General features: G+C 59.6%; 16 protein-coding genes and 2 pseudogenes. 7 read left to right on the top strand and 11 right to left on the bottom strand.

The features are described 5' to 3' along the window. Positions 1-102: 102 nt before the first annotated feature. From JF542_RS21940 to JF542_RS21915, 6 genes are all read right to left on the bottom strand, one after another. Positions 103-1,227, bottom strand: a complete 1,125-nt coding sequence (locus JF542_RS21940; RefSeq protein WP_207077426.1) for a hypothetical protein — start codon at positions 1,225-1,227, stop codon at positions 103-105. Continuing rightward, positions 1,224-2,372: a glycosyltransferase family 4 protein gene (locus JF542_RS21935; RefSeq protein WP_207077425.1), complete on the bottom strand. Its 1,149-nt coding sequence runs from the start codon at positions 2,370-2,372 to the stop codon at positions 1,224-1,226. Before JF542_RS21935 ends, JF542_RS21940 begins: the two co-directional genes overlap by 4 nt. Continuing rightward, complete coding sequence (locus JF542_RS21930) at positions 2,369-3,142, bottom strand: hypothetical protein (protein WP_207077424.1); 774 nt, start codon at positions 3,140-3,142, stop codon at positions 2,369-2,371. Before JF542_RS21930 ends, JF542_RS21935 begins: the two co-directional genes overlap by 4 nt. A 52-nt stretch (positions 3,143-3,194) precedes the next feature. After that, positions 3,195-4,043 carry a 3-deoxy-8-phosphooctulonate synthase gene (gene kdsA / locus JF542_RS21925; RefSeq protein ID WP_207077423.1) on the bottom strand — a complete coding sequence of 283 codons (849 nt, stop codon included), beginning with the start codon at positions 4,041-4,043 and terminating at the stop codon, positions 3,195-3,197. Between the two features lie 103 nt (positions 4,044-4,146). Further along, positions 4,147-4,935, bottom strand: a complete 789-nt coding sequence (locus JF542_RS21920) for a 3-deoxy-manno-octulosonate cytidylyltransferase (protein ID WP_207077422.1) — start codon at positions 4,933-4,935, stop codon at positions 4,147-4,149. A 7-nt stretch (positions 4,936-4,942) separates the two neighbouring features. Further along, positions 4,943-5,914: a KpsF/GutQ family sugar-phosphate isomerase gene (locus JF542_RS21915; RefSeq protein WP_207077421.1), complete on the bottom strand. Its 972-nt coding sequence runs from the start codon at positions 5,912-5,914 to the stop codon at positions 4,943-4,945. A gap of 341 nt (positions 5,915-6,255) precedes the next feature. Here JF542_RS21915 and rfbC point away from each other — a divergent pair, with 341 nt between their 5' ends. From rfbC to JF542_RS21890, 5 genes are all read left to right on the top strand, one after another. Next, positions 6,256-6,828, top strand: coding sequence for a dTDP-4-dehydrorhamnose 3,5-epimerase (gene rfbC, locus JF542_RS21910; protein ID WP_340689177.1), 573 nt, complete (start codon positions 6,256-6,258; stop codon positions 6,826-6,828). After that, on the top strand, positions 6,825-7,874 hold the full coding sequence (gene rfbB, locus JF542_RS21905; protein WP_207077419.1) for a dTDP-glucose 4,6-dehydratase: 1,050 nt from the start codon (positions 6,825-6,827) through the stop codon (positions 7,872-7,874). The genes rfbC and rfbB overlap by 4 nt, the downstream gene beginning before the upstream one ends. 2 nt (positions 7,875-7,876) lie before the next feature. Next, on the top strand, positions 7,877-8,749 hold the full coding sequence (gene rfbA, locus JF542_RS21900) for a glucose-1-phosphate thymidylyltransferase RfbA (RefSeq protein WP_423734657.1): 873 nt from the start codon (positions 7,877-7,879) through the stop codon (positions 8,747-8,749). Positions 8,750-8,924: 175 nt separating this feature from the next. Further along, positions 8,925-9,890: a hypothetical protein gene (locus tag JF542_RS21895; RefSeq protein ID WP_207077417.1), complete on the top strand. Its 966-nt coding sequence runs from the start codon at positions 8,925-8,927 to the stop codon at positions 9,888-9,890. A gap of 155 nt (positions 9,891-10,045) precedes the next feature. Further along, positions 10,046-11,365, top strand: coding sequence for a UDP-glucose dehydrogenase family protein (locus JF542_RS21890; RefSeq protein WP_207077416.1), 1,320 nt, complete (start codon positions 10,046-10,048; stop codon positions 11,363-11,365). A gap of 24 nt (positions 11,366-11,389) precedes the next feature. Here the strand turns inward: JF542_RS21890 and JF542_RS21885 are convergent, their stop codons facing one another. Continuing rightward, complete coding sequence (locus JF542_RS21885; protein WP_207077415.1) at positions 11,390-13,510, bottom strand: hypothetical protein; 2,121 nt, start codon at positions 13,508-13,510, stop codon at positions 11,390-11,392. Between the two features lie 323 nt (positions 13,511-13,833). On the opposite strand from JF542_RS21885, the gene JF542_RS21880 reads away from it, so the two are divergent. Together JF542_RS21880 and JF542_RS21875 are read left to right on the top strand one after the other, a co-directional pair. Then, positions 13,834-16,221, top strand: a complete 2,388-nt coding sequence (locus JF542_RS21880) for a glycosyltransferase (RefSeq protein WP_207077414.1) — start codon at positions 13,834-13,836, stop codon at positions 16,219-16,221. A 341-nt stretch (positions 16,222-16,562) separates the two neighbouring features. Next, the gene (locus JF542_RS21875) at positions 16,563-17,381 is read left to right on the top strand and encodes a polysaccharide pyruvyl transferase family protein (RefSeq protein WP_207077413.1); all 819 of its coding nucleotides are present in this window, start codon (positions 16,563-16,565) and stop codon (positions 17,379-17,381) included. Between the two features lie 57 nt (positions 17,382-17,438). On the opposite strand, the pseudogene JF542_RS21870 reads toward JF542_RS21875, so the two are convergent. The 4 genes and pseudogenes from JF542_RS21870 to JF542_RS21855 form a co-directional block, all read right to left on the bottom strand. Continuing rightward, a pseudogene (locus JF542_RS21870) lies at positions 17,439-17,933 on the bottom strand (IS3 family transposase); the annotation flags it as partial. Positions 17,934-17,960: 27 nt separating this feature from the next. Continuing rightward, positions 17,961-18,260 carry a hypothetical protein gene (locus JF542_RS21865; RefSeq protein ID WP_207077412.1) on the bottom strand — a complete coding sequence of 100 codons (300 nt, stop codon included), beginning with the start codon at positions 18,258-18,260 and terminating at the stop codon, positions 17,961-17,963. After that, the gene (locus tag JF542_RS21860; protein ID WP_242533887.1) at positions 18,257-18,484 is read right to left on the bottom strand and encodes a transposase; all 228 of its coding nucleotides are present in this window, start codon (positions 18,482-18,484) and stop codon (positions 18,257-18,259) included. The genes JF542_RS21865 and JF542_RS21860 overlap by 4 nt, the downstream gene beginning before the upstream one ends. Before the next feature lie 138 nt (positions 18,485-18,622). Next, a pseudogene (locus JF542_RS21855) lies at positions 18,623-19,021 on the bottom strand (transposase); the annotation flags it as partial. Positions 19,022-19,211: the final 190 nt, after the last annotated feature.

Below are 19,211 nucleotides of genomic sequence, written 5' to 3'. Positions count from 1 at the left end.
GCGGTCAGATGTTGCTGAGGTGATATCCCCGCTTGCGGCCCGCGCGCAATCGCGTGTCCGGAGTATCAGGCAGATGTTGGCCAAGTGTTGCCACATGATTGATCATGCGTTGGCCCACTGCACCGGGATGTCGGTGTCGATCTGGTTGTAGCCCCAGGCGCTGCGCAGCTGCTGGCGGAAGCGGTTGGGCTTGGCAGGCAGGCGCAGCCCGTCCTTCGGCGTCAGCTCGAGCCCGGTCGGGGCGAGCACGTCGCGCCAGAAATCCGGCATGATGACATCGTCGCCGACATTGATGCCTTCGAGGCCGACCGAGAAGCTGTCATGCGAGAAGCCGGGGATCAGGTAATGCCCCTGCTTGCCGAAATAGCGCCCTTCGAGCACGCAGCTCGAGGACAGCGCAGCCACGCCCTTGAGGTTGCCATGTGACACCAGCCGGTAGAAATTGTCGGTGCTGAGCGCGGCATTGGGCAGGGCGCGCAGGAGCTTGTCGCGCACCTGCGGTTGCGGCTCGAGCGGGTGCTCCTTGATCAGCACATGGGTATAGTCCTGGGCGATCTCCTCGAGCCGCTCCACATGGTCGAGCGCGGTGACGAAACGACCGTTCTCGATCACCACCTTGTCGTAGCTGGTCTGCAGGATCACCAGCAGCGTGTCGGGCCGTGGCGGGTGTGGGTTGGTCTTGGCGACATTGGAAGACAGCACGCCCGCCTGCAGGCGGATCAGGGCATCGGGGACACCGAAGCCGCGGATCGCCTCGGTGATCTCCGGGCTCGAGGACGAGACCTCGAACAGCAGATCGTCCATGAAACGGACCGGCGAGAGCGAGCAGTCGATGAAGCCGATGCCGTGCCGGCGCAGGAAATGCGACAGGTAGGGGGGCAGCTCGAAGCCGATCACAAAGCTGTCTTCGAAGAAGCGCAGCAGCAGCGCTTCCACCGCCTCGGGCAGTGTCTCGGCGGCGAACACCTGCGGCCAGTTCCAGATCGAGGGCTTGAGCCAGAACGACTGGTAGATCGCGGCAACGGTGTCGCGATCGAGCCGGGCGCCATTGAGCCAGTTGTTATCCCAGTGCACGGTTTCGCAGGGCAGGCCGGTGGCCATGCGCAGCGGGGTCTCGAGCAATTGGGCCAGCCAGCGGATGTTCTCGTGCTGGGTGGGGCGCAGCTCTGCCACCGAGGGGCGCAGGAAATCGCCGGAGAAGACAATGCGTCTGACGGTGCCGCTCATGCCGCGTCCTCCCCGAGCTTGCGGGACCGGACGGCGCGCAGGATCTGCGCGAAGGCCGGCAGCCAGGCTTCGCTGTTCTCGGCCCGCAGATTGGCGATCAGCTCACGGGCCAGCGCGTCGCGCATCTCAGGCGCCTCGAGAAGCTGGCCGATGCGATAGGCGAAGAGCTCCTTGTCATTGGCGACCAGCGCATCGGGGATCAGGTGGCGCATGCCGCGGGCTCCCTCGTCGGTGGTCAGGATCGGCACGCCATAGCAGATCGCCTCGAGGGTCTTGGTCTTGACCCCGCCACCGGCATAGGTCGGGTTCAGGGCCAGCGCGACGCGGGCGTAGATCGGCACGATGTCCTCGACATTCTCGTGCCGCACCACGGTGGTGTTGAACGGGGTGATGTCGGGCACGGTGACGTTGCCGACGATGTTCAGGGTCAGGCGCCCGGGCACCAGCGGCAGCACCTCGCGCAGGAGGTAGTCGAGCGTAAGGTCGTTCACGTCGCTTTTGGCTGCGATGAAGAGCAGTTCGCGGTTCTGACCGCGTGGGCCGTAGATCTCGCGCAGCGGCGCGAGATCGCGCACCGGCAGGCGGAAGGGCGTGGTGACCACGGGGCGCGCGGTGATCGGGGCGAACTCCGCGTGATCTTCGTCCGACATGGCGAGCACGATGTCGTATCGGTCGAGCTCGGCCCCTTCCTGCTCGGGGGACATGTTGAAGGTGGGCGTCATGCCATGCCGGGCGAAAGAGCGGGTGCGCTGCGACTGGCAGTCATGGGTGTCGATGATGCGTACGATGTCGGGGCTCAGGTGGTCGATCATCCAATTTCGGTTGAAATAGGGGGTGAGCACCGCGTCGAACCCGCCACTCTCGACAAGGTGCTTGACGGTGCGCACGGAGATCTGGCGGTCGGGACGCACGCCGGGGATCTCTCCCGCTCCGAGTTCGAGATGGATCTCCTTGAGCATACTGCGGTCGATGAGCTCATAGGGGGCGTCCTCGCGGAAGCCCTCGTAGCGGTCCGGCATGGTGACGGTGCTGATGACCGTAAGGTCGCAGACCTTGGCAAGCGACTGGCACAGGCTCTCGTAGCGGATGGCCGTGCCGACCTTGGCCTCCCAGTAGGGAAAATCGACAAGGGCGGCGAGTTTCATGCCGCCCCCTGAGCCTCGGGGCCTGCGGGACGGCAGACGAAGCGCGAGACGTTGACGCCGAGCATCCGCGTGTCCTGCGAGTTGGGTTGGCGGAAATCGCTCATGGTGAATTCGACCGGCAGGTAGTTGGCGGATTTCAGTGCCGCGCCGGACAGCGTCAGCCGGGCGGTGAAATGCTGCGGCGATGTGGTGCCGGTCTCGATCTCGGCCACGGTCTCGCCGGCGCGGATCTTCAGTTCCTCAAGCTGCTCGGGTTCGAGCGCGTAGCCCTCGATCTCGAGCCTCTGATCCACCGTGCCCAGATGGGGCACACAGGCGAGCGAGACATCACCGGGGCGCATCCAGCGGTGGGCTGCGCCGTTCTCGTTGATTTCCGCCGGATACCAGCCATGGGCGAGGATGGCCGGCTCGAAGCTGAAGCTCTTCGGCGAGGTGGTGATGGTCTCGAGGCGCTCGCCATAGGCCGAGATCGCCAGCGGGTCCTCGTAGATCCGGGCCGGGTCGCGCTCGAAGCGGTTCTCCATCTCGACGCGCATCAGGTAGACCTGCGCCTGCAGCTGCGAGATGCGCTTGTTGACCTGCTCGTACAGTTGGGCCGGGGACAGATCCGAGCCAATGGCGTTGGCCTGTTCGAAGACGGAGGCGATATAGGCCGGCACGTTTGCCAGAGCGGCCATGTCGAGCTCGGTGCCCACGTGGTGGCGCGTCCGGTCGAGTTGCATCAGCAGGCTCACCTGTTCGGCGATCTTGGCCGTTTCGTCTTGGCTCATGGTCTGTCCTTGGTTGGTCGTTCTGTCGGAGGGCCGGCGTTCAGGCCGAATCTCAGGCCGAAAACGGCAGCACCGATTCCTGGGATTTGCTCAGGTCGTCGAGGGCGCGCAGCTGGCCGATCAGCTTGCCCATCAGGTCGACGGGGATCATGTTCGGGCCGTCGGACGGCGCGTTGTCGGGATCCTCGTGGGTCTCGATGAAGAGCCCGGAAACGCCCACCGCCACGGCGGCGCGGGCCAGCACCGGCGCGAACTCGCGCTGGCCGCCAGAGGTCGTGCCCTGGCCGCCGGGCTGCTGCACCGAGTGGGTGGCATCGAACACCACCGGATAGCCGGTCTGGGCCATGATCGGCAGGCCGCGGAAATCACTGACCAGGGTGTTGTAGCCGAAGGAGGTGCCGCGGTCGCAGAGCATGATGTCCTCGTTTCCGGTCGAGGCGATCTTGGCGGCGACGTTCTTCATGTCCCAGGGTGCGAGGAACTGGCCCTTCTTGACGTTGATGGCGCAGCCGGTCTTGCCGGCGGCGAGCAGCAGGTCGGTCTGGCGGCACAGGAAGGCGGGGATCTGGATGATGTCCACCGCCTCGCCGGCCGGAGCGCATTGCGCAGCGTCATGCACGTCGGTCAGCACTGGTACGCCGAACTCGTCGCGGATCTTGGACAGGATGCTCAGCCCTTCTTCCATGCCGAGCCCGCGCTGGGTGGAGATCGAGGAACGGTTGGCCTTGTCGTAGCTGGCCTTGAAAACGAACTTCGTCCCGGTGGGGGCGCAGGCCTCGGCGATCTTCTCGGCCATCATCCGGGCGTGGTCGAGGCTCTCGAGCTGGCAGGGGCCGGTGATCAGGAAGAACGGATTCTGTCCGCCGACGTGAATGTCGCGAATGGTGATGGTCTTGGTCATGGGAGCCCCAGTCAGTCTCGGAAGGATCGGCTTTGATTGGCAAAGTCATGAAGCGGTGGCCGAGCTGTGTCCAGCCCCGCCACCGGTGAAATCGGTGACGCGCTCAGAGCGCTTCGAGCGCCGCTTCGATGCGCGGCACATCGGTGGGGTTGTTGAGCTCCCAGAACACCCGACCACGGGCCGAGACCTCGACGCAACGCACCGGAATGCCGGCATGCAGGAAGCGCAGCTGCTCGAGCCCCTCGAGGTTTTCGAGCTGGCAGGCCGGGCGCGAGACGTAGTCGCGCAGCGCATCGGGCCGGTAGGCATAGACGCCGACATGGTGGAACACCGGGATCGGGTCGGGCAGCTTGCCCGGGTCGATATAGGGCAGCACTTCCTTGGAGAAGTAGAGCCCGCGCATCTCGGCATCGAACACCACGGTGGTGCCGCCGACGCGGCCGTTCTTGCGGTCCTCGACGAAGGCTTCATAGGTGTCGCGGTCGCAGCGCAGCACCGGCGTGGCCATCGACATGTCGGGCTCGGCCTTCATCGCGGCGATCAGGTCTTCGACGAACCAAGGCGGGGTCAGCGGTGCGTCGCCCTGGAAGTTCACCACCAGGTCGGGCTCGGTGCCGAGCTTGGCCAGCGCGTCGGCACAGCGCGCGGTGCCGTTCTCGCAGCTTTCCGCGGTCATCACGACCTCGCCGCCGAAACCGCGCACCGCCTCGGCGATGCGCTCGTCATCGGTGGCGACATAGACGGCATCGATGCCGGCTATCTGGCTGGCGGCTTCCCAGCTCATCTGGATCAGGGTCTTTTCGCTGCCATCGGGCTGGCGCAGGGTCGCAAGCGGCTTGCCCGGGTAACGGGTCGAGGCGTATCGGGCGGGGATGAAGATGACGGTGCTCATAGGGGCCTCACATCACGCCGGCGCGGAGGAAATCGTGCATGTGCAGCACGCCGACAGGGGTGTCGTTCTGATCCAGCACCAGGAGGGCGCTGACCTTGCGTTCGTTGAGCAGGGCCAGCGCCTCCGCTGCGAGGTAGTCCGCGGGCACCGTGACCGGCGTGCGGTTGGCGATCTCCGAAGGGGTGCTCTGCATCAGGGTGTCCATGTTGCGGCGCAGGTCGCCGTCGGTGATCACGCCGAAGAGCCGTCCGTCGCGGACCAGAACGGCGATGCCGAAGCCCTTGGAGGTCATGGTCAGAAGCACGTCATGCATCGAGGCGTCGTGATCCAGCACCGGCATGGTGTCGCCGGTATGCATCAGGTCGGAGACCTTGCGCATCTGGGCGCCGAGCTTGCCGCCGGGGTGGAAGATGCCGAAATCATCAGCCTGGAACCCGCGCCGTTCCATCAGCGCAACCGCGAGCGCATCGCCGAGGGCGAGCGTCAGCGTGGTCGAGGTGGTGGGCGCCTTGCCGATCGGGCAGGCCTCGGGTTTCTTCGGCAGCAGCAAGCGGAAATCCGCGGCATTTGCGAGCGTGCTGTCGGGGTTCGAGGTGATGGCGATCATCGGGATCGAGAAGCGCTGGGTGTGATAGACCATGTCGCGCAATTCCGAGGTCTCGCCGGAGTTGGAGATCAGGATCACCACGTCCTGCCGGGTGACCATGCCGAGATCGCCGTGGCTGGCTTCGCTGGCATGCACGAAGAACGACGTGGTGCCGGTCGAGGCCAGCGTCGCCGCGATCTTGCGCCCGATATGACCCGACTTGCCGATGCCGCAGACGATCACCCGGCCTTCGGTCTCGAGGATCTTGTCGATGGCGGGCGCGAAGTCGGCCGGCAGGTTGTCGGCCATGTAGGCGACGGCGTCCGCCTCGGTCCTGAGGACGCGCCGGGCGGCTGCAAGGGAGGCATCGAGAACGGTGGTATCAGAGGTCATGGGTGAGAAAACCTGGTATGTATTCGTCGGGCAATCGTGTTTCCGGGAGAACGGCGCAAAGCCTGTTTCTGCAGGTGCACAAATGGGTATCACAGGCATTTTATGATGACCACAGCCTCACGTTGCAATCTCGCCGCCCGGGCGCGCGGTGGCGAGGTCGTGCGCGGCCCTTCGCCGGTCGGCGGCAAAGGGCATGATCTGGCGGCCAGCTGTGGCGTTGAGGCCCGCATGCCAGCCTTTGTAAGCTACTCGGTGCCGAGCGGTTCTGGCGGACCGGAGAAGCTGCTATGGGAGGGCTGTTCCGGGGGCGCCAAGTCCCGACAGTGCAAAGAGGACGGCACGTGCAGATCGACAAAACAGCCCTGCCGGGGGTTCTTATCCTGACACCCAGGCGCCACGGCGACAACCGCGGCTTCTTTTCCGAAAGCTGGAACAAGGCGCGCATGGCCGAGCACGGGCTCGACTATGATTTCGTGCAGGACAACCACTCGCTCAGCGCCACGCCGGGCACCGTGCGAGGGCTGCACTTCCAAAGCCCGCCGCATGCCCAGGACAAGCTGGTGCGCTGCGGCAAGGGGCGGCTCTTCGACGTGGCCGTCGACATCCGCAAGGGCAGCCCGACCTACGGTCAATGGGTGGGCGAGGAGTTGAGCTTCGAAAACGGTCGCCAGCTGTTGGTGCCTGCGGGCTTCCTGCACGGCTTCGCCACGCTCGAGCCCGACACCGAGATCATCTACAAATGCACCGATTACTACGCCCCCGAATGCGACGGCGCGGTGCGCTTCGACGATCCCGATATCGGCATCGACTGGGGTATCGACACCTCCGAGGCGGTGCTGTCGGAGAAGGACGCCGTGGCGCCCTTCCTGAAGGCTTTCGACAGCCCCTTCACCTTTGAGGGAGCCGCCGCATGAAGCTCCTCGTCACCGGCGGCGCAGGCTTCATCGGGTCGGCCGTGGTGCGGCTGGCCGTCTCGCGCGGCCACGAGGTCGTCAACCTCGACGCGCTGACCTATGCCGCCTGCCTCGACAACGTCGCCCCCGTGGCCGACAGCCCGCTCTACGCCTTCGAGCAGGCCGACATCCGTGACCGGGCCGCGCTCGACCGGATTTTTGCCGCCCACAAGCCCGACGCGGTGATGCATCTCGCCGCCGAGAGCCATGTCGATCGCTCGATCGACGGGCCCGGCGATTTCATCGAGACCAACATCACCGGCACTTACAACATGCTGGAAGCCGCCCGCGCCTACTGGGTGTCGCAGGGCAAGCCCGAGAGCTTCCGCTTCCACCACATCTCCACCGACGAGGTGTTCGGCTCGCTGTCCTCCGACCCGGAGGTGATGTTCACCGAGGACACGCCCTACGACCCGCGCTCGCCCTACTCGGCGTCGAAGGCCAGCTCCGACCACTTGGTGCGCGCCTGGCACGAGACCTACGGGCTGCCGGTGGTGCTGACCAACTGCTCGAACAATTACGGCCCCTATCACTTCCCCGAAAAGCTGATCCCGGTGGTCATCCTGAACGCGCTCGCCGGAAAGCCGCTGCCGATCTACGGGACAGGCTCCAACATCCGCGACTGGCTCTATGTCGAAGACCACGCCGACGCGCTGCTTCTGGTGGTCGAGAAGGGCGAACTGGGCCGCAGCTACAACATCGGCGGCGAGAACGAGCGCACCAATCTCGAGCTGGTCAGGACGCTCTGCACCATCCTCGACACCAAACGCCCGAAAGAGGCCGGCTCCTATGCCGACCAGATCAGTTTCGTCACCGACCGCCCGGGCCATGATGCGCGCTACGCCATCGACCCCTCGCGCATCCGCGACGAGCTCGGCTGGCGGCCCTCGGTGACGGTGGAAGAGGGACTGGAAAAGACCGTGCAATGGTATCTCGACAACGAGGCCTGGTGGCGCCCGCTGCAGGCGCGCCACGGCGTCGGTGAACGACTTGGGGCAGGAGGATGACGATGCAACGCAAGGGGATCATTCTGGCCGGGGGCACCGGCACACGGCTCTACCCGCTGACACAGGCGGTCTCGAAGCAGCTGATGCCGGTCTATGACAAGCCGATGCTCTACTATCCATTGAGCGTGCTGATGCTGGCGCAGATCCGCGATATCGCGATCATCACCACGCCCCAGGATCAGGACCAGTTCCGGAGACTCTTGGGCGATGGCAGCCAGTGGGGGCTGCGCTTCACCTACCTTGAGCAGCCATCCCCCGACGGGCTGGCGCAGGCCTACCTGCTGGCGGAAGAGTTCCTTGACGGTGCTCCCAGCGCGATGGTGCTTGGCGACAACATCTTCTACGGCCACGGCCTGCCGGACATGTTGCACGCGGCCTCGGCGCGGGAGGCTGGTGGTACGGTCTTTGCCTACCATGTCCACGATCCGCAGCGCTACGGCGTGGTGGCGATGGACGACGCCGGCCGCGCCACCGCGATCATCGAGAAGCCCGAGACGCCGCCATCGAACTTCGCGGTGACGGGGCTTTATTTCCTCGATGGCGAGGCGCCGGCCCGAGCCCGGACGATCACCCCCTCGGCACGGGGCGAGCTGGAGATCACCTCGCTGCTTGAGACTTATCTTGTGGAGGGGGCGCTGGACGTGGCCCGGATGGGTCGTGGCTATGCTTGGCTCGACACCGGCACCCATGGCTCACTGCTCGATGCTGGCAACTTCGTGCGCACGCTGCAGTCCCGACAGGGGCTGCAGTGCGGCTGTCCGGAAGAGATCGCTTATGAGCAGGGATGGCTCAATCAATCAGAATTGCTGGCGCAGGCCGAGCTTTACAAAAAAACAGATTATGGAGCGTACCTAAGTAGATTGGCAGGCCGATGAGCTGACGGCGGACCGTAGGTCGCGCGTCATCGTTAGGCATTGTAGCGCAGTCTCGACGAGAGGTCTGTGGTGAGGCAAGCTTTGCGCGACATCTCGGGAGGGTGGCCTGTACATGATGGATTGCAAGAGGGTCAGCCGGCATCTAAGGCTGTAGAGCACTCAGGAGATCGTCATCGTGAAAACTATCTATTTACATATCGGCTTTCATAAAACTGGGTCTACGACGCTACAAACATTTTTATATCAGCATGAAAAGTCCTTGCTTGATCAAGGTCTTTATATCCCACTTGCGTGTCGGCAGCGCCGTTCATCAATTATCCATTCGAACCTGAGTTGGGATTTGCTTGGAAGTAATAGCTTTGATGCATCCCTCGGAACTGCAGAGGATCTCCGCCAAGAGGTTCAGAACTGTAACACAGAGAAAATTCTTATCACAGACGAGGGGCTGTCCCGGATCCGTACTCCCCAAACTCTTCTTAACCTCTTTCCAGGTATGGTCTGTCATGTGATCGCATATACGCGGGACCCTCATAGTGCTGCAGCGTCCTTCTACAGTGAAACGTTGAAGTTTGGATCAAGCAAGCCTTTCAGTTTGTGGTTGCAATCAGGTAATCGTGAGTTTGCCGATCATAATAGACTTCTGGAGCGGTGGCGTCGCTCTGATGCGAATCTAAGCTCTACCGGTTTAGATGAACCGGATGTGAAATCAGGGGGGCTTGTTTCGCACTTCTGTAAGCAGGTTGGGGTTGCTCCTCCAGAAGCTAATGCCCCCATTTCAAACAGTCGAATCTCGTATCAAGAAGCTATCGCACTCTACTACTGTAACGGCATCTTGGAACTTCTCGCAGATGAGATACCTCCAGCTCAGAGGATAAAGCTTCATGATCGTATTCGGCGGCTCATACGTAAGGAAATGAAGGAGAACCTAATTCCCTATGGGTTGACTGAATCTCAAATGGATATGCTGGAGGAAGCATTTGGACCGGCTAAAATGAGGATTTTCAGTTCTGACGCTGATTTCGAGCTTCCTTTGGAGGTGTGTGATCGCATACGCGTAATAGTAAAGAACCAAATTTTCGATGAGATCCTCCAGAAAAGCGCTGCTGGCTTGGAAACATTTCAGCCTAGCCCGCGCCCGTAGAACCCCAATTTTTCATGCAAGTAGGGCTAGGTGTTCGGTCCCGGCATTTTGTGGATCAGGTTCAAGATGAATCTGTCCGGCTCTGAAGTCCAGATCTCTTGACATACCTCTCTACGTCGGCCTTCTGTCGCACCACTCAGCAGAAGGGATCGCCCATGAAAATCGCAATGATCGGCACCGGCTATGTGGGGCTCGTCTCGGGCGTCTGCTTCTCGGATTTCGGCCATGAGGTGGTTTGCGTCGACAAGGATCCGCGCAAGATCGAGATGCTCGAGCGCGGCGAAGTGCCGATCTACGAGCCGGGGCTCGACACGCTCATGGCCAAGAACGTAGAGGCCGGGCGGCTCAGCTTCACGCTTGACCTGAACGCCGCCGTCGACGGCGCCGATGCGGTGTTCATTGCCGTCGGCACGCCGACCCGCCGCGGTGACGGCCATGCCGACCTCACCTACGTGATGGCCGCCGCTGAGGAGATCGCGCGGGCCGCCGATCACTACGTGGTGGTGGTGACCAAGTCGACCGTTCCCGTTGGGACCAATCGCAAGGTGCAGGAGGTGGTCGCGGCGGCGAACCCGGAGCTCGATTTCGATGTGGCCTCGAACCCGGAATTCCTGCGCGAGGGCGCGGCGATCGACGACTTCATGAAGCCTGACCGCGTGGTCGTGGGGGTCGAGAGCGACCGCGCCGCCAAGGTGATGGAAGACATCTACCGTCCGCTCTACCTGCGCGATTTCCCGATCATCACCACTGATCTCGAATCCGCCGAGATGATCAAATACGCCGCCAACGCCTTTCTGGCGACCAAGATCACCTTCATCAACGAGATCGCCGCGCTGTGCGAAAAGGTCGGCGCCGACGTCAAGCAGGTCTCCAAGGGGATGGGGCTGGACGGGCGCATCGGCAACAAGTTCCTGCATGCGGGACCGGGCTATGGCGGCTCGTGCTTCCCCAAGGACACCAAGGCTTTGGCCCGCATCGGACAGGATCACGCCTCGCCGGTGTCGATCGTCGAGACCGTGATCAAGGTCAACGAGGAGACCAAGCGGCGGATGATCGACAAGCTGCTCGATTTGTGTGGGGGCTCGTTCAACGGCAAGCGCGTGGCGGTGCTGGGAGTGACCTTCAAGCCCAACACCGACGACATGCGCGACGCCCCGGCACTGACCATCGTACCGGCATTGGTGGGCGGCGGGGCGCAGGTCTCGGTGGTCGACCCGCAGGGGCGACGCGAGGGCGAGGCGCTGCTGCCGGGCGTGCGCTGGGAGGATGATCCCTACGCCGCGACCGAGGGCGCCGATCTGTTGCTGATCCTCACCGAGTGGAATGAGTTCCGTGCTCTCGATCTTGGTCGGATCGCCAGCAGCATGTCCAAGGCGCGGCTCGCCGACCTGCGCAACATCTATTCCGCCTCCGATGCCGAGGCCGCGGGCTTTGTTGCCTATGACAGCATCGGTCGGACAGGCTACGGACTCTGAGATCGCGCCGGTCCGGCAGAGAGATCAGCCGGGCCGGATCGCCGGGGTGCCATCGAACAGGTTCCAAGCGGCCTCGGGGTCACTGCCGCTGGCCACAAGACAGCGCCCGTTGCTGCTGTCGAAGACCGCCTTGCCGGGGCTTTTCCCGCGCATGTTGACTGGATGCGATCGGTCGGCCAGCGCATCGGCGGCAACGGGTGGGAAAACCACACCACCTTCGGCCTGCAGCGGACCAGCCACCTGCAGCCCACCACCCACACGTAGCGCTGCCCCTGATCCATCGGTCCGAGCCAGCGCAAGCCGCAGGCTGTCGTCGCCATCGCTTAGCCTGAGCGCAGCCTCCGGCCCGTCTTGATCTGTATTGCCTTGCAGGTGCAACAGATCCTGCGGTGGCCGGCCGCGATAGCCTTCGGTGTCGGGGCCTATCGCGAGCGCCGGTGCGGGCAGGTAATTGGTGTCCGTCCCGTCCTCGCGAGTATAGTAGCGGATGCGGGGGGAGCGCAGCGTCCAGTAGCCTTCGAACCAGCCATCGCCGGTCCCGGCCATGGCCGTGGGGCGGGGAATGAAGCCCATGAATGGGGCGAAATCCACCCCGCTGGAAGAGCGCTCGGTGATCATGCCGTAGCGCCATTCCAGCCAGCGGTTGCCGCCTGCCGGATGCGCAGCATGGCGGTTCTGATGGTATTGCGGCGAGACGATCCAAGTCATGCCACGGTCATGGCCGCGGGTCGCTCCGGCCTCGCAAAGCAGGTCGAGGATGATTTCCCGGCCATCATGAATGAACCCCGCGATGGTCCCAGGATGCTGGATCCGCCCCTGAATATCGGCCTCGGCGCAGCGCCAACCACTGATCTCGAAGCCGCCTATGGCGCCGTTGGTCACCGGGTTCTCGAGCGCGTCCTTGTCGTTTGCCGCATGCCCGCTCGGGACCAGAAGTCCTCCGATCTGGCAGTCGCGTAGCACGATATGGCTGTTTGCCCCTCCGGCGGTGGTGGGCACCACGGCGTCGAACCTGTCCGTGTCGAACCCGCTCAGCCCGGAGAGGCGGATCCGCTCTTCGCCCTGAACCGTGACTTTGGCGACACCCGTATAGGTGTAACTCTTCCCGCCCGATGTGCTGGTTCCCTTCGCGGTTAGTCGAAATTTGTTCAGCCCCTCGGTCAGCGTGAAGGGGTGATCATTGGCCCAAGGCAGGTCGACATGCGTGGCGCTCCAGTCAAGGATCACGAACCTGTCCGGTCCACGCAGCCCGAACCCTCGCATGCCCTGGAAATTGCAGCGCACCAGCGTGGTTTCGTACGGCGCGGTGTAGTCGGAATAGTCGCCATCGGTGTCAATAGCCGCGTTGAGATAGCCGTAGCGCCGGAAATGTCCCACGGTCTGCAGGTCCACAAGCGTGGTGTTGCGGGCTCCGATCTGCAGGATGCCGATATCGTACTGACCGACGATCCGGTTGGCCTTGTCGTCGTTGTACCCGTCGAGCCCGTGCGGGCCGCCACTGTCGGCGACCACCCGAAACCCTTCCAGATGCGCCCCGCTGCCGCCTTCGATGACAATGCCCACGACCAGATCCGCGGGCGTCGCGGCGCCGTCAGTGGCGTCGGCATTCACCAGCGAGACCAACTCCCAATCTGTCTCGGCGAGCCCTTCGCGCGGAGAGGTGAACTGCCGTGCGGCGCCGCAGGCCTTCATTGAGGAAATTCCGTACAGGTGTAGGGGCGTGAAAGCCTCTCCAGTCATGACGATCTGGGTCGGGGCGGGTGTTTGTTCCTGATTGCGGAATCGCGCCGCGACATGCTGCACTGCGCTGATACCTTGGCCAAGCACCTTCAGACCGGTGAGGTCGATCCGGTCGGCGATGAAGATCGACCCTGCGGGTAGATGCAGCGGCACGTTGGCATCGCGGCAGTACTCTGCCGCTTGGTTCAGCCGCGCTGCGTTCTCCTTAGCGGCCGCCCGCTCATTAGGGGCCACGCCCCAGTGCAATGCTGACACATCACTAAACGGGAGCAAATCGGGCAGATCAGGGATGGAGGTTGTGTCAGGAGAGCTGATGTAAGTGACCTTTCCGTCGGTCAGGATGATGCCCAGACGCCTGGCTGTACCACGCATCTCAGCAGCCATTGCCGAGCGGGAAGCAAACATTCTTTGTAGATCCGTCTCGCTTGCACCGCTGTTCGCCCGCAGTGCCGGTAGTGTAAGGCTTGCCGCAAGCAGATGTCGTCGCTTCAAGTCCATAACGCCTCTCGGTCCAACGTTTGTCGACCATGTGAGCCCAAGTGAGGTCACAGGTAAAGCGTCGCGCTTAGCGAGCCGCCCGGATCTTACGGGGTGGCGTTGCAGTGCAGTTATGTTTGCGGTCTCGACAAGCTCCCACACGGCAGGTTGTCGAAGTGATCTGCGTTGCAATCTGGACAGCCTTCACCCATGGTACGCAAACCACAAGATCCGGATCTCTCGAGGAAATGATGACTAAGCTAAGTGTGCTTCTGCCAGTGCGCGACAATGGGAATATTGATATTGTTGAGCGTCTCTCATGGAGAAAAGGGAGGGTGGAAGAATTTCCTGATATTGAATTTATTGCAGTGGACGATGGAAGTCCAGAGCCCGATAATATTCGAGAGGCGTGCCTATCTCTCGGTATAAGGTATGTCCGATTGGAAACTAGAGACGCCCCATTCTCCCTAGCAAGGTCTCGAAATGCAGGTATAAAGCATTCATCTGGAGAATATATATACTTTGAGGACCTCGACTTCCTTCATAAGGCTGATTTTTATGGGCGTTTGCTGGATCTAATAGAAGACAATTTCCTTGATAGGATTCCCTTTAACTTTTTGAGCGTACCCACGCTTTTCCTGAAGGAGGAGGCCTCTAAAGAACTTATGTCGTCTCCAAACTTCGATAAATGCTTTGATCGGTTTGTGGCCCGTCTTCCTTTCATCGACACTGATTCTGAAAATGATCTTTGTGATATTTACGCTCCAGTTGGATCAAACATATTCCTGAAAAGAGAAACCTGTTTCCACGTGGGTCTCTTTGATGAGTATTTCAATTCTTGGGGTGGCGAGGATCGTGAATTTGTCTTTCGTCTTCTGCATCACAACTCAAAGGTACTTCGCCCTCTGCAAATGCATGTGACCAAGAGTTGGAAGCTTCATAGAACAAGTGCTTATGAAGGTTGGCGCTCACTTTATCGTCTCCATGGGGAAGTATTGGCGGATATGGGTCTTTATGCGATGCATATTTATCACCCTGAAAATCCATGGAAGAGCAAGTTCTCCAGAGAGCAGAACTTTAGGTATTGTAACGACAAAATTGCAGCAATTGGAAGCGCTGGACGTGTCAAGATCGAACCAGTGCCGACTTCGGGCGACAAAGTTAACATCTTTATTGGCCATAACATTATTTTCAACAACGATGAAGTGATAAATGTTTTGGGCAACGTCGAAATTGTGCCTATGAACGATCAAATGGATCCAGTCGAATTTTCTAAGAATATTCTGGAGCGAGATCCAAGAAGCGTTTTTTTTCAAAATCCTTATGGACGCCCTTGGTTGAAGGCCGTTTGGGATGATTTGAAGTCTCGCGGTATTAGATGCGTTTGTGCTGAGCGCGGGGCGTTTCCAGGAACCATATACTTTGACGATGATTTCTGCGGCGAAAGCGCATCATACGAAAAGGATCTCTGGAAGGATAGTGATCCCGTAGATACATATAGCTTCATATCCTCTCTCAGGTCTCAAAATAATGCGCTTGAACCACAAGGTCGCGGTGACTTTTCTTCTTTCCGTGAGAAGGTTCGAGGGCAAGAAAAAAGAAATGTTCTAGTACTTTTGCAAAGCGTTACTGACGCGACAACTTTGCATTTTACTGGAGATCTACCGAGTTACAAAGACTTCATTGACGGAATTCGGAGTTTGGAAGGTGTCGAGGGGATAAATCTTCTCATCAAGAATCACCCTCTGAATAAATATAACCCGTTGGATGGGGTTGGAGTAGATGTCTCTGACTTGAATATATATGATCTCTTTGACGTTGCGGACAGCTGTATTACTCTGAATTCTGGCGCTGGTCTTCTGGCGCTTGGCGCGGGTGTTCCGGTCATAGCGATGGGTAAGTGTTTCTACGCTCAGGAAGAGCTTGCAATCTCTTGCTCTGATATTGATAGAGTTCAACGTCTGATTACGTCCAACCTCAGTGCAAACCGGGTCGAGGTCGGTAGGTTCTATGGCTACCTGCTAAATGAATTTTATTCATTTGCCGATTGGATATATGGGGCGCGAGATAACGGTCCGCAGGCCAACATGTCTCTTATGTCACGCCTAGTATATCGCTCGATAAAAATTGCGGGATTCGAAGATCGAGAGCTGCGTCCGAAAATGACAGCCTCAGATCTCTGCATGGTGCCATATCAGCTATTTATGTTTCAAAATAAGGAGAAGTTTAGAGGCGAAGTGCGCCAATCTGAGGTGGAAAAAGTTGTAAAGGCAGTGGTTCCTCTTAAAGCAGACTTTGCGGATGATCTTGTCGAAGAGGGCGCTGATTATGAACGGCGTCTCGAAGCTGCTTCGGTGGCCTTTTATCAAGGTTTACATGGCAAAGCCGGAGATCTGTTTTTGGAGCTTTCCGAGCAAGTTCTGAAGCCAGGTACGCTACGCGCAGCGGCAGAAGCCTACGTCTGCGCAGGCCGAGTTGATCGAGGTATTGCTCTCTACGAGCGCGCTGCCGAACTGGCACCTGGTCATGGTCGTATCATCTCAAGGCTTCAGGAACTTAAAGAGGATCGGCATGACAAACTTTTGAGTGCAAATTGCTACCGCATTGCGCGTCCGCGTCGTCCTATGTCGATCTTCTGAAGCGGGTGTAAAAATCTCTGAACCTACTTCTGGTGCGCTACCTATTGGCGCTCCAGAATGCGTCTTCATCATACGTGCTACTTCTGAAAGATATGTTTGAGCTTATTTTGCTTCTACCTATACGGTTGCAGGAGGCTGACCTTGATTTCTAGCTATGGAACAAGAGTGTCACGTTTCTCTTGAATGCTTAGTCGAAGTGATAGATGATGATGCAAAGAAGAGGTGTGTGATGCCTTTTCAGCTTCCCGTGGACTAAAGATACAGGTTCAAGAAGATTTTCTACCCTGCCGCAGGCCGATACCAAGAAAATCTTCTTCTCAAAAACTACAAAAGGCTCAAGAATGCTTCACTTTCTACATCACCATGATCGCGTTAATGTCGGAGATGTTCTTTCTGGTCCGTATCATTACTTTGATTTAGGTGCTTATGAGAAATTGTCTTGGGATGTTGAGATTCTGAAGAAAGGTGTCGCCAATGTCCAGTATGGCGACAATGTAATTATGGGCGGCGGCATTTTCTTCGCTGAGAAGAAGCCAAATTTAGAAACCTTGGTTAAGAAGGCAAATAATTTCATCGGATGGGGTATCGGGATGGATCCACGAATGGATCTTTCAAAATTCTCAGATAAGTTCTCTCTTCTTGGAACGCGAGAGAGAAAAAGCGATCTCATTGATGAAGAGAGAATATTCTACGTTCCGTGCGTTTCTTGCATGCAAGATGCATTCGCGCCTAAAGCCGGTAGGTTTGGGGAAGATGTCGAAGAAGAATCTAAATTTGATGTGGCGCTTCATACGAACGGTGGATTTAACGAGAAAGATGTGGTAAGAAAATTTCAGAAATTAGAGGCTTACAGAACTAAAACAACAAGTGACTTTCCAAAAACTATTGAGAACCTCAGGCAGGCCGATTGTGTTGTGACAAATTCTTACCACGGTGCTTATTGGGGGTCCCTTCTTGGTAAGAAGGTTGTCTGCTTAAACACGGAGGTTCCCAAATGGGGGGGGCTCCATGATAACGTTAAATTTACTACAGTGGATAACGTCGACGAGGCGATTTCTTCTGCTGAAGCTATACCCGCTAGTTATCTCGATGATTGCCGGCGCAGAAATGTTGATTTCTTTCAAAGGGTGAAAAGTGCACTGGAGCATAATTCCGTATAAGGAATTCATTTCGTGAAGCTAGACCAAGTTGTATCGACCCAGCGGAATCCGCTCAGGTTAGGCCGCTAATGTGAATGCCTCGGCAGGCGTGCGCATGGCAAGCGCCTGATGAGGGCGGCGGTTATTGTAGAAGGCAATCCAATCGCCGATAACGCGCATCGCGTGTTGGATGCTTTCGAAGCGGTGGCGATGCACGCACTGCTCCTTCAGGGTCCGGATGAAGCGCTCGACCATGCCGTTCTGCTGCGGGCAGTACGGGGTGATGAACTCCTGCTTCAGCCCGTAGCTGCGGACAATGGCCGTGAAGTGGTGGCTGGTGAAGACCAGGCCCTTGTCTGGCCTCAGTAGGAACTCCTCCTCGACCCGGCCCAGGGTGCCGAACCTCGCGATCAGCGCATGCTCAAGGGCGGCGCTGGCCGTCGTAGCCTTGCCGGATTTCGACAGGTGCCAGCCCAGCAGCTCGCGGGTATGGCAGTCGATCACCAAGGCCAGCGAGGCCCAGCCGTCCTTGCCGGTCCAGATGCGGGCGAGATCGGTCGACCACCTCTCGTTCGGTGCAGCTGCGACAGACGGAACCGCCTAGATGCGGGGGCGCATGCCCACGGCGCGCTTGCGAACCTGCCAGCCCTTGATCTGGAAGATCCTCTGCACCGTGTTCTTGTAAAAGCCCAGGAGCCAGACCACGGTCCGATAGCCAAAGGACGGCTGCTCCTCGATCATCTTCTTGATCGGCTCGGCGAAGCGGGGATCGACCTTCGGCGCGGCTTTCACCGGCTTGTAGTAGACCGTGCGCCGGGGAATGCCGAACCACGTGCAGAGCTTGGCGATCGACACTGCGACACCCTCCGCCAAGAGGCCCTGCTGGATGCGACGGATCAATTCCCGTCCTGCGCATCCAGCAGGGCCTGAAGCTTTTTTCGGGCCCGCAGCTCCAGCATGGCCTCGCCGTAGGCTTCCTGAAGGTCCCGGAGTTGCTTCTCGTATTGCTCGCGGATGTCGAGCGGGTTGGTGCGCAGCGAGTTCTCCATCCCCCGCTTGGCGTCTTCAACCCAGCCCTCGATCTCGGAGGGTGTGAGGTCGAATGATCGACTTGCCTCCGACACGGTCGTTTTGCCCTAAATGATCTCGATCACCAGAGCCGTCTTCCGCTTCGCCGTCCAACGCTTGATGCTGTCGTCCATCGTCATACTCATCGCTACGTTCTCCCTTGTAGCGTGAGCAGGAATTCAGTGGGTCGATACAGCGAGGCCATCGGCCCGGCCCTCGGGGCCATAGACCCAGGCGTAGATTGTCTCGTGACTGATGCGGGCGTCCAAGCCCTCGAACCCGAGGCGGCCTGCGATCTGCTCTGGTGACCACCCGGCCTTCAGCCGGTCAACAATGGCCTGCCGAAGAGCTTCGAGCCTCAGCAGCTTGCGCCGCCGCGCACGCCTGGCCAACGCCTCCTTCTGAGCGACCATCCCGTAGTACCCGTTCAGTTCCGGCAATTCTTCATCAGAGAAGGCGTTCCGCTTGATCTCGCGGTAGACCGTCGAGCGATGCCTGCCGATGGCCTCCGCGATTTTGCGTACTGAAGTCTTGACATTCAGCATATCTTCAATCCGGCGTCTTTCGCGCAGGTTCAGTTCGATGTGGGCCAATCTCATTCTCCTTGCTTTCCAGCAAGATAGAGCATCTGTCGCAACGCAGTTTAGAATGTGCCCCGCTGTACAACCATGTTGCAACCAAGTAGAAATGTCACCGGGCTTGCAAAGCAGAAGTGTCACTCTGAGTGCTGTCGGCAGCAAAGCCTGACAGGGCGTAGACCTCAATTATCGCAGCCCTGGCTGG

This window comes from Salipiger bermudensis (genome assembly GCF_017309175.1).
Classification (GTDB): Bacteria; Pseudomonadota; Alphaproteobacteria; order Rhodobacterales; family Rhodobacteraceae; genus Salipiger; species Salipiger bermudensis.
The sequence above is the reverse complement of the archived record's forward strand: the minus strand, read 5'-3'. Positions and strand labels throughout refer to the sequence as shown.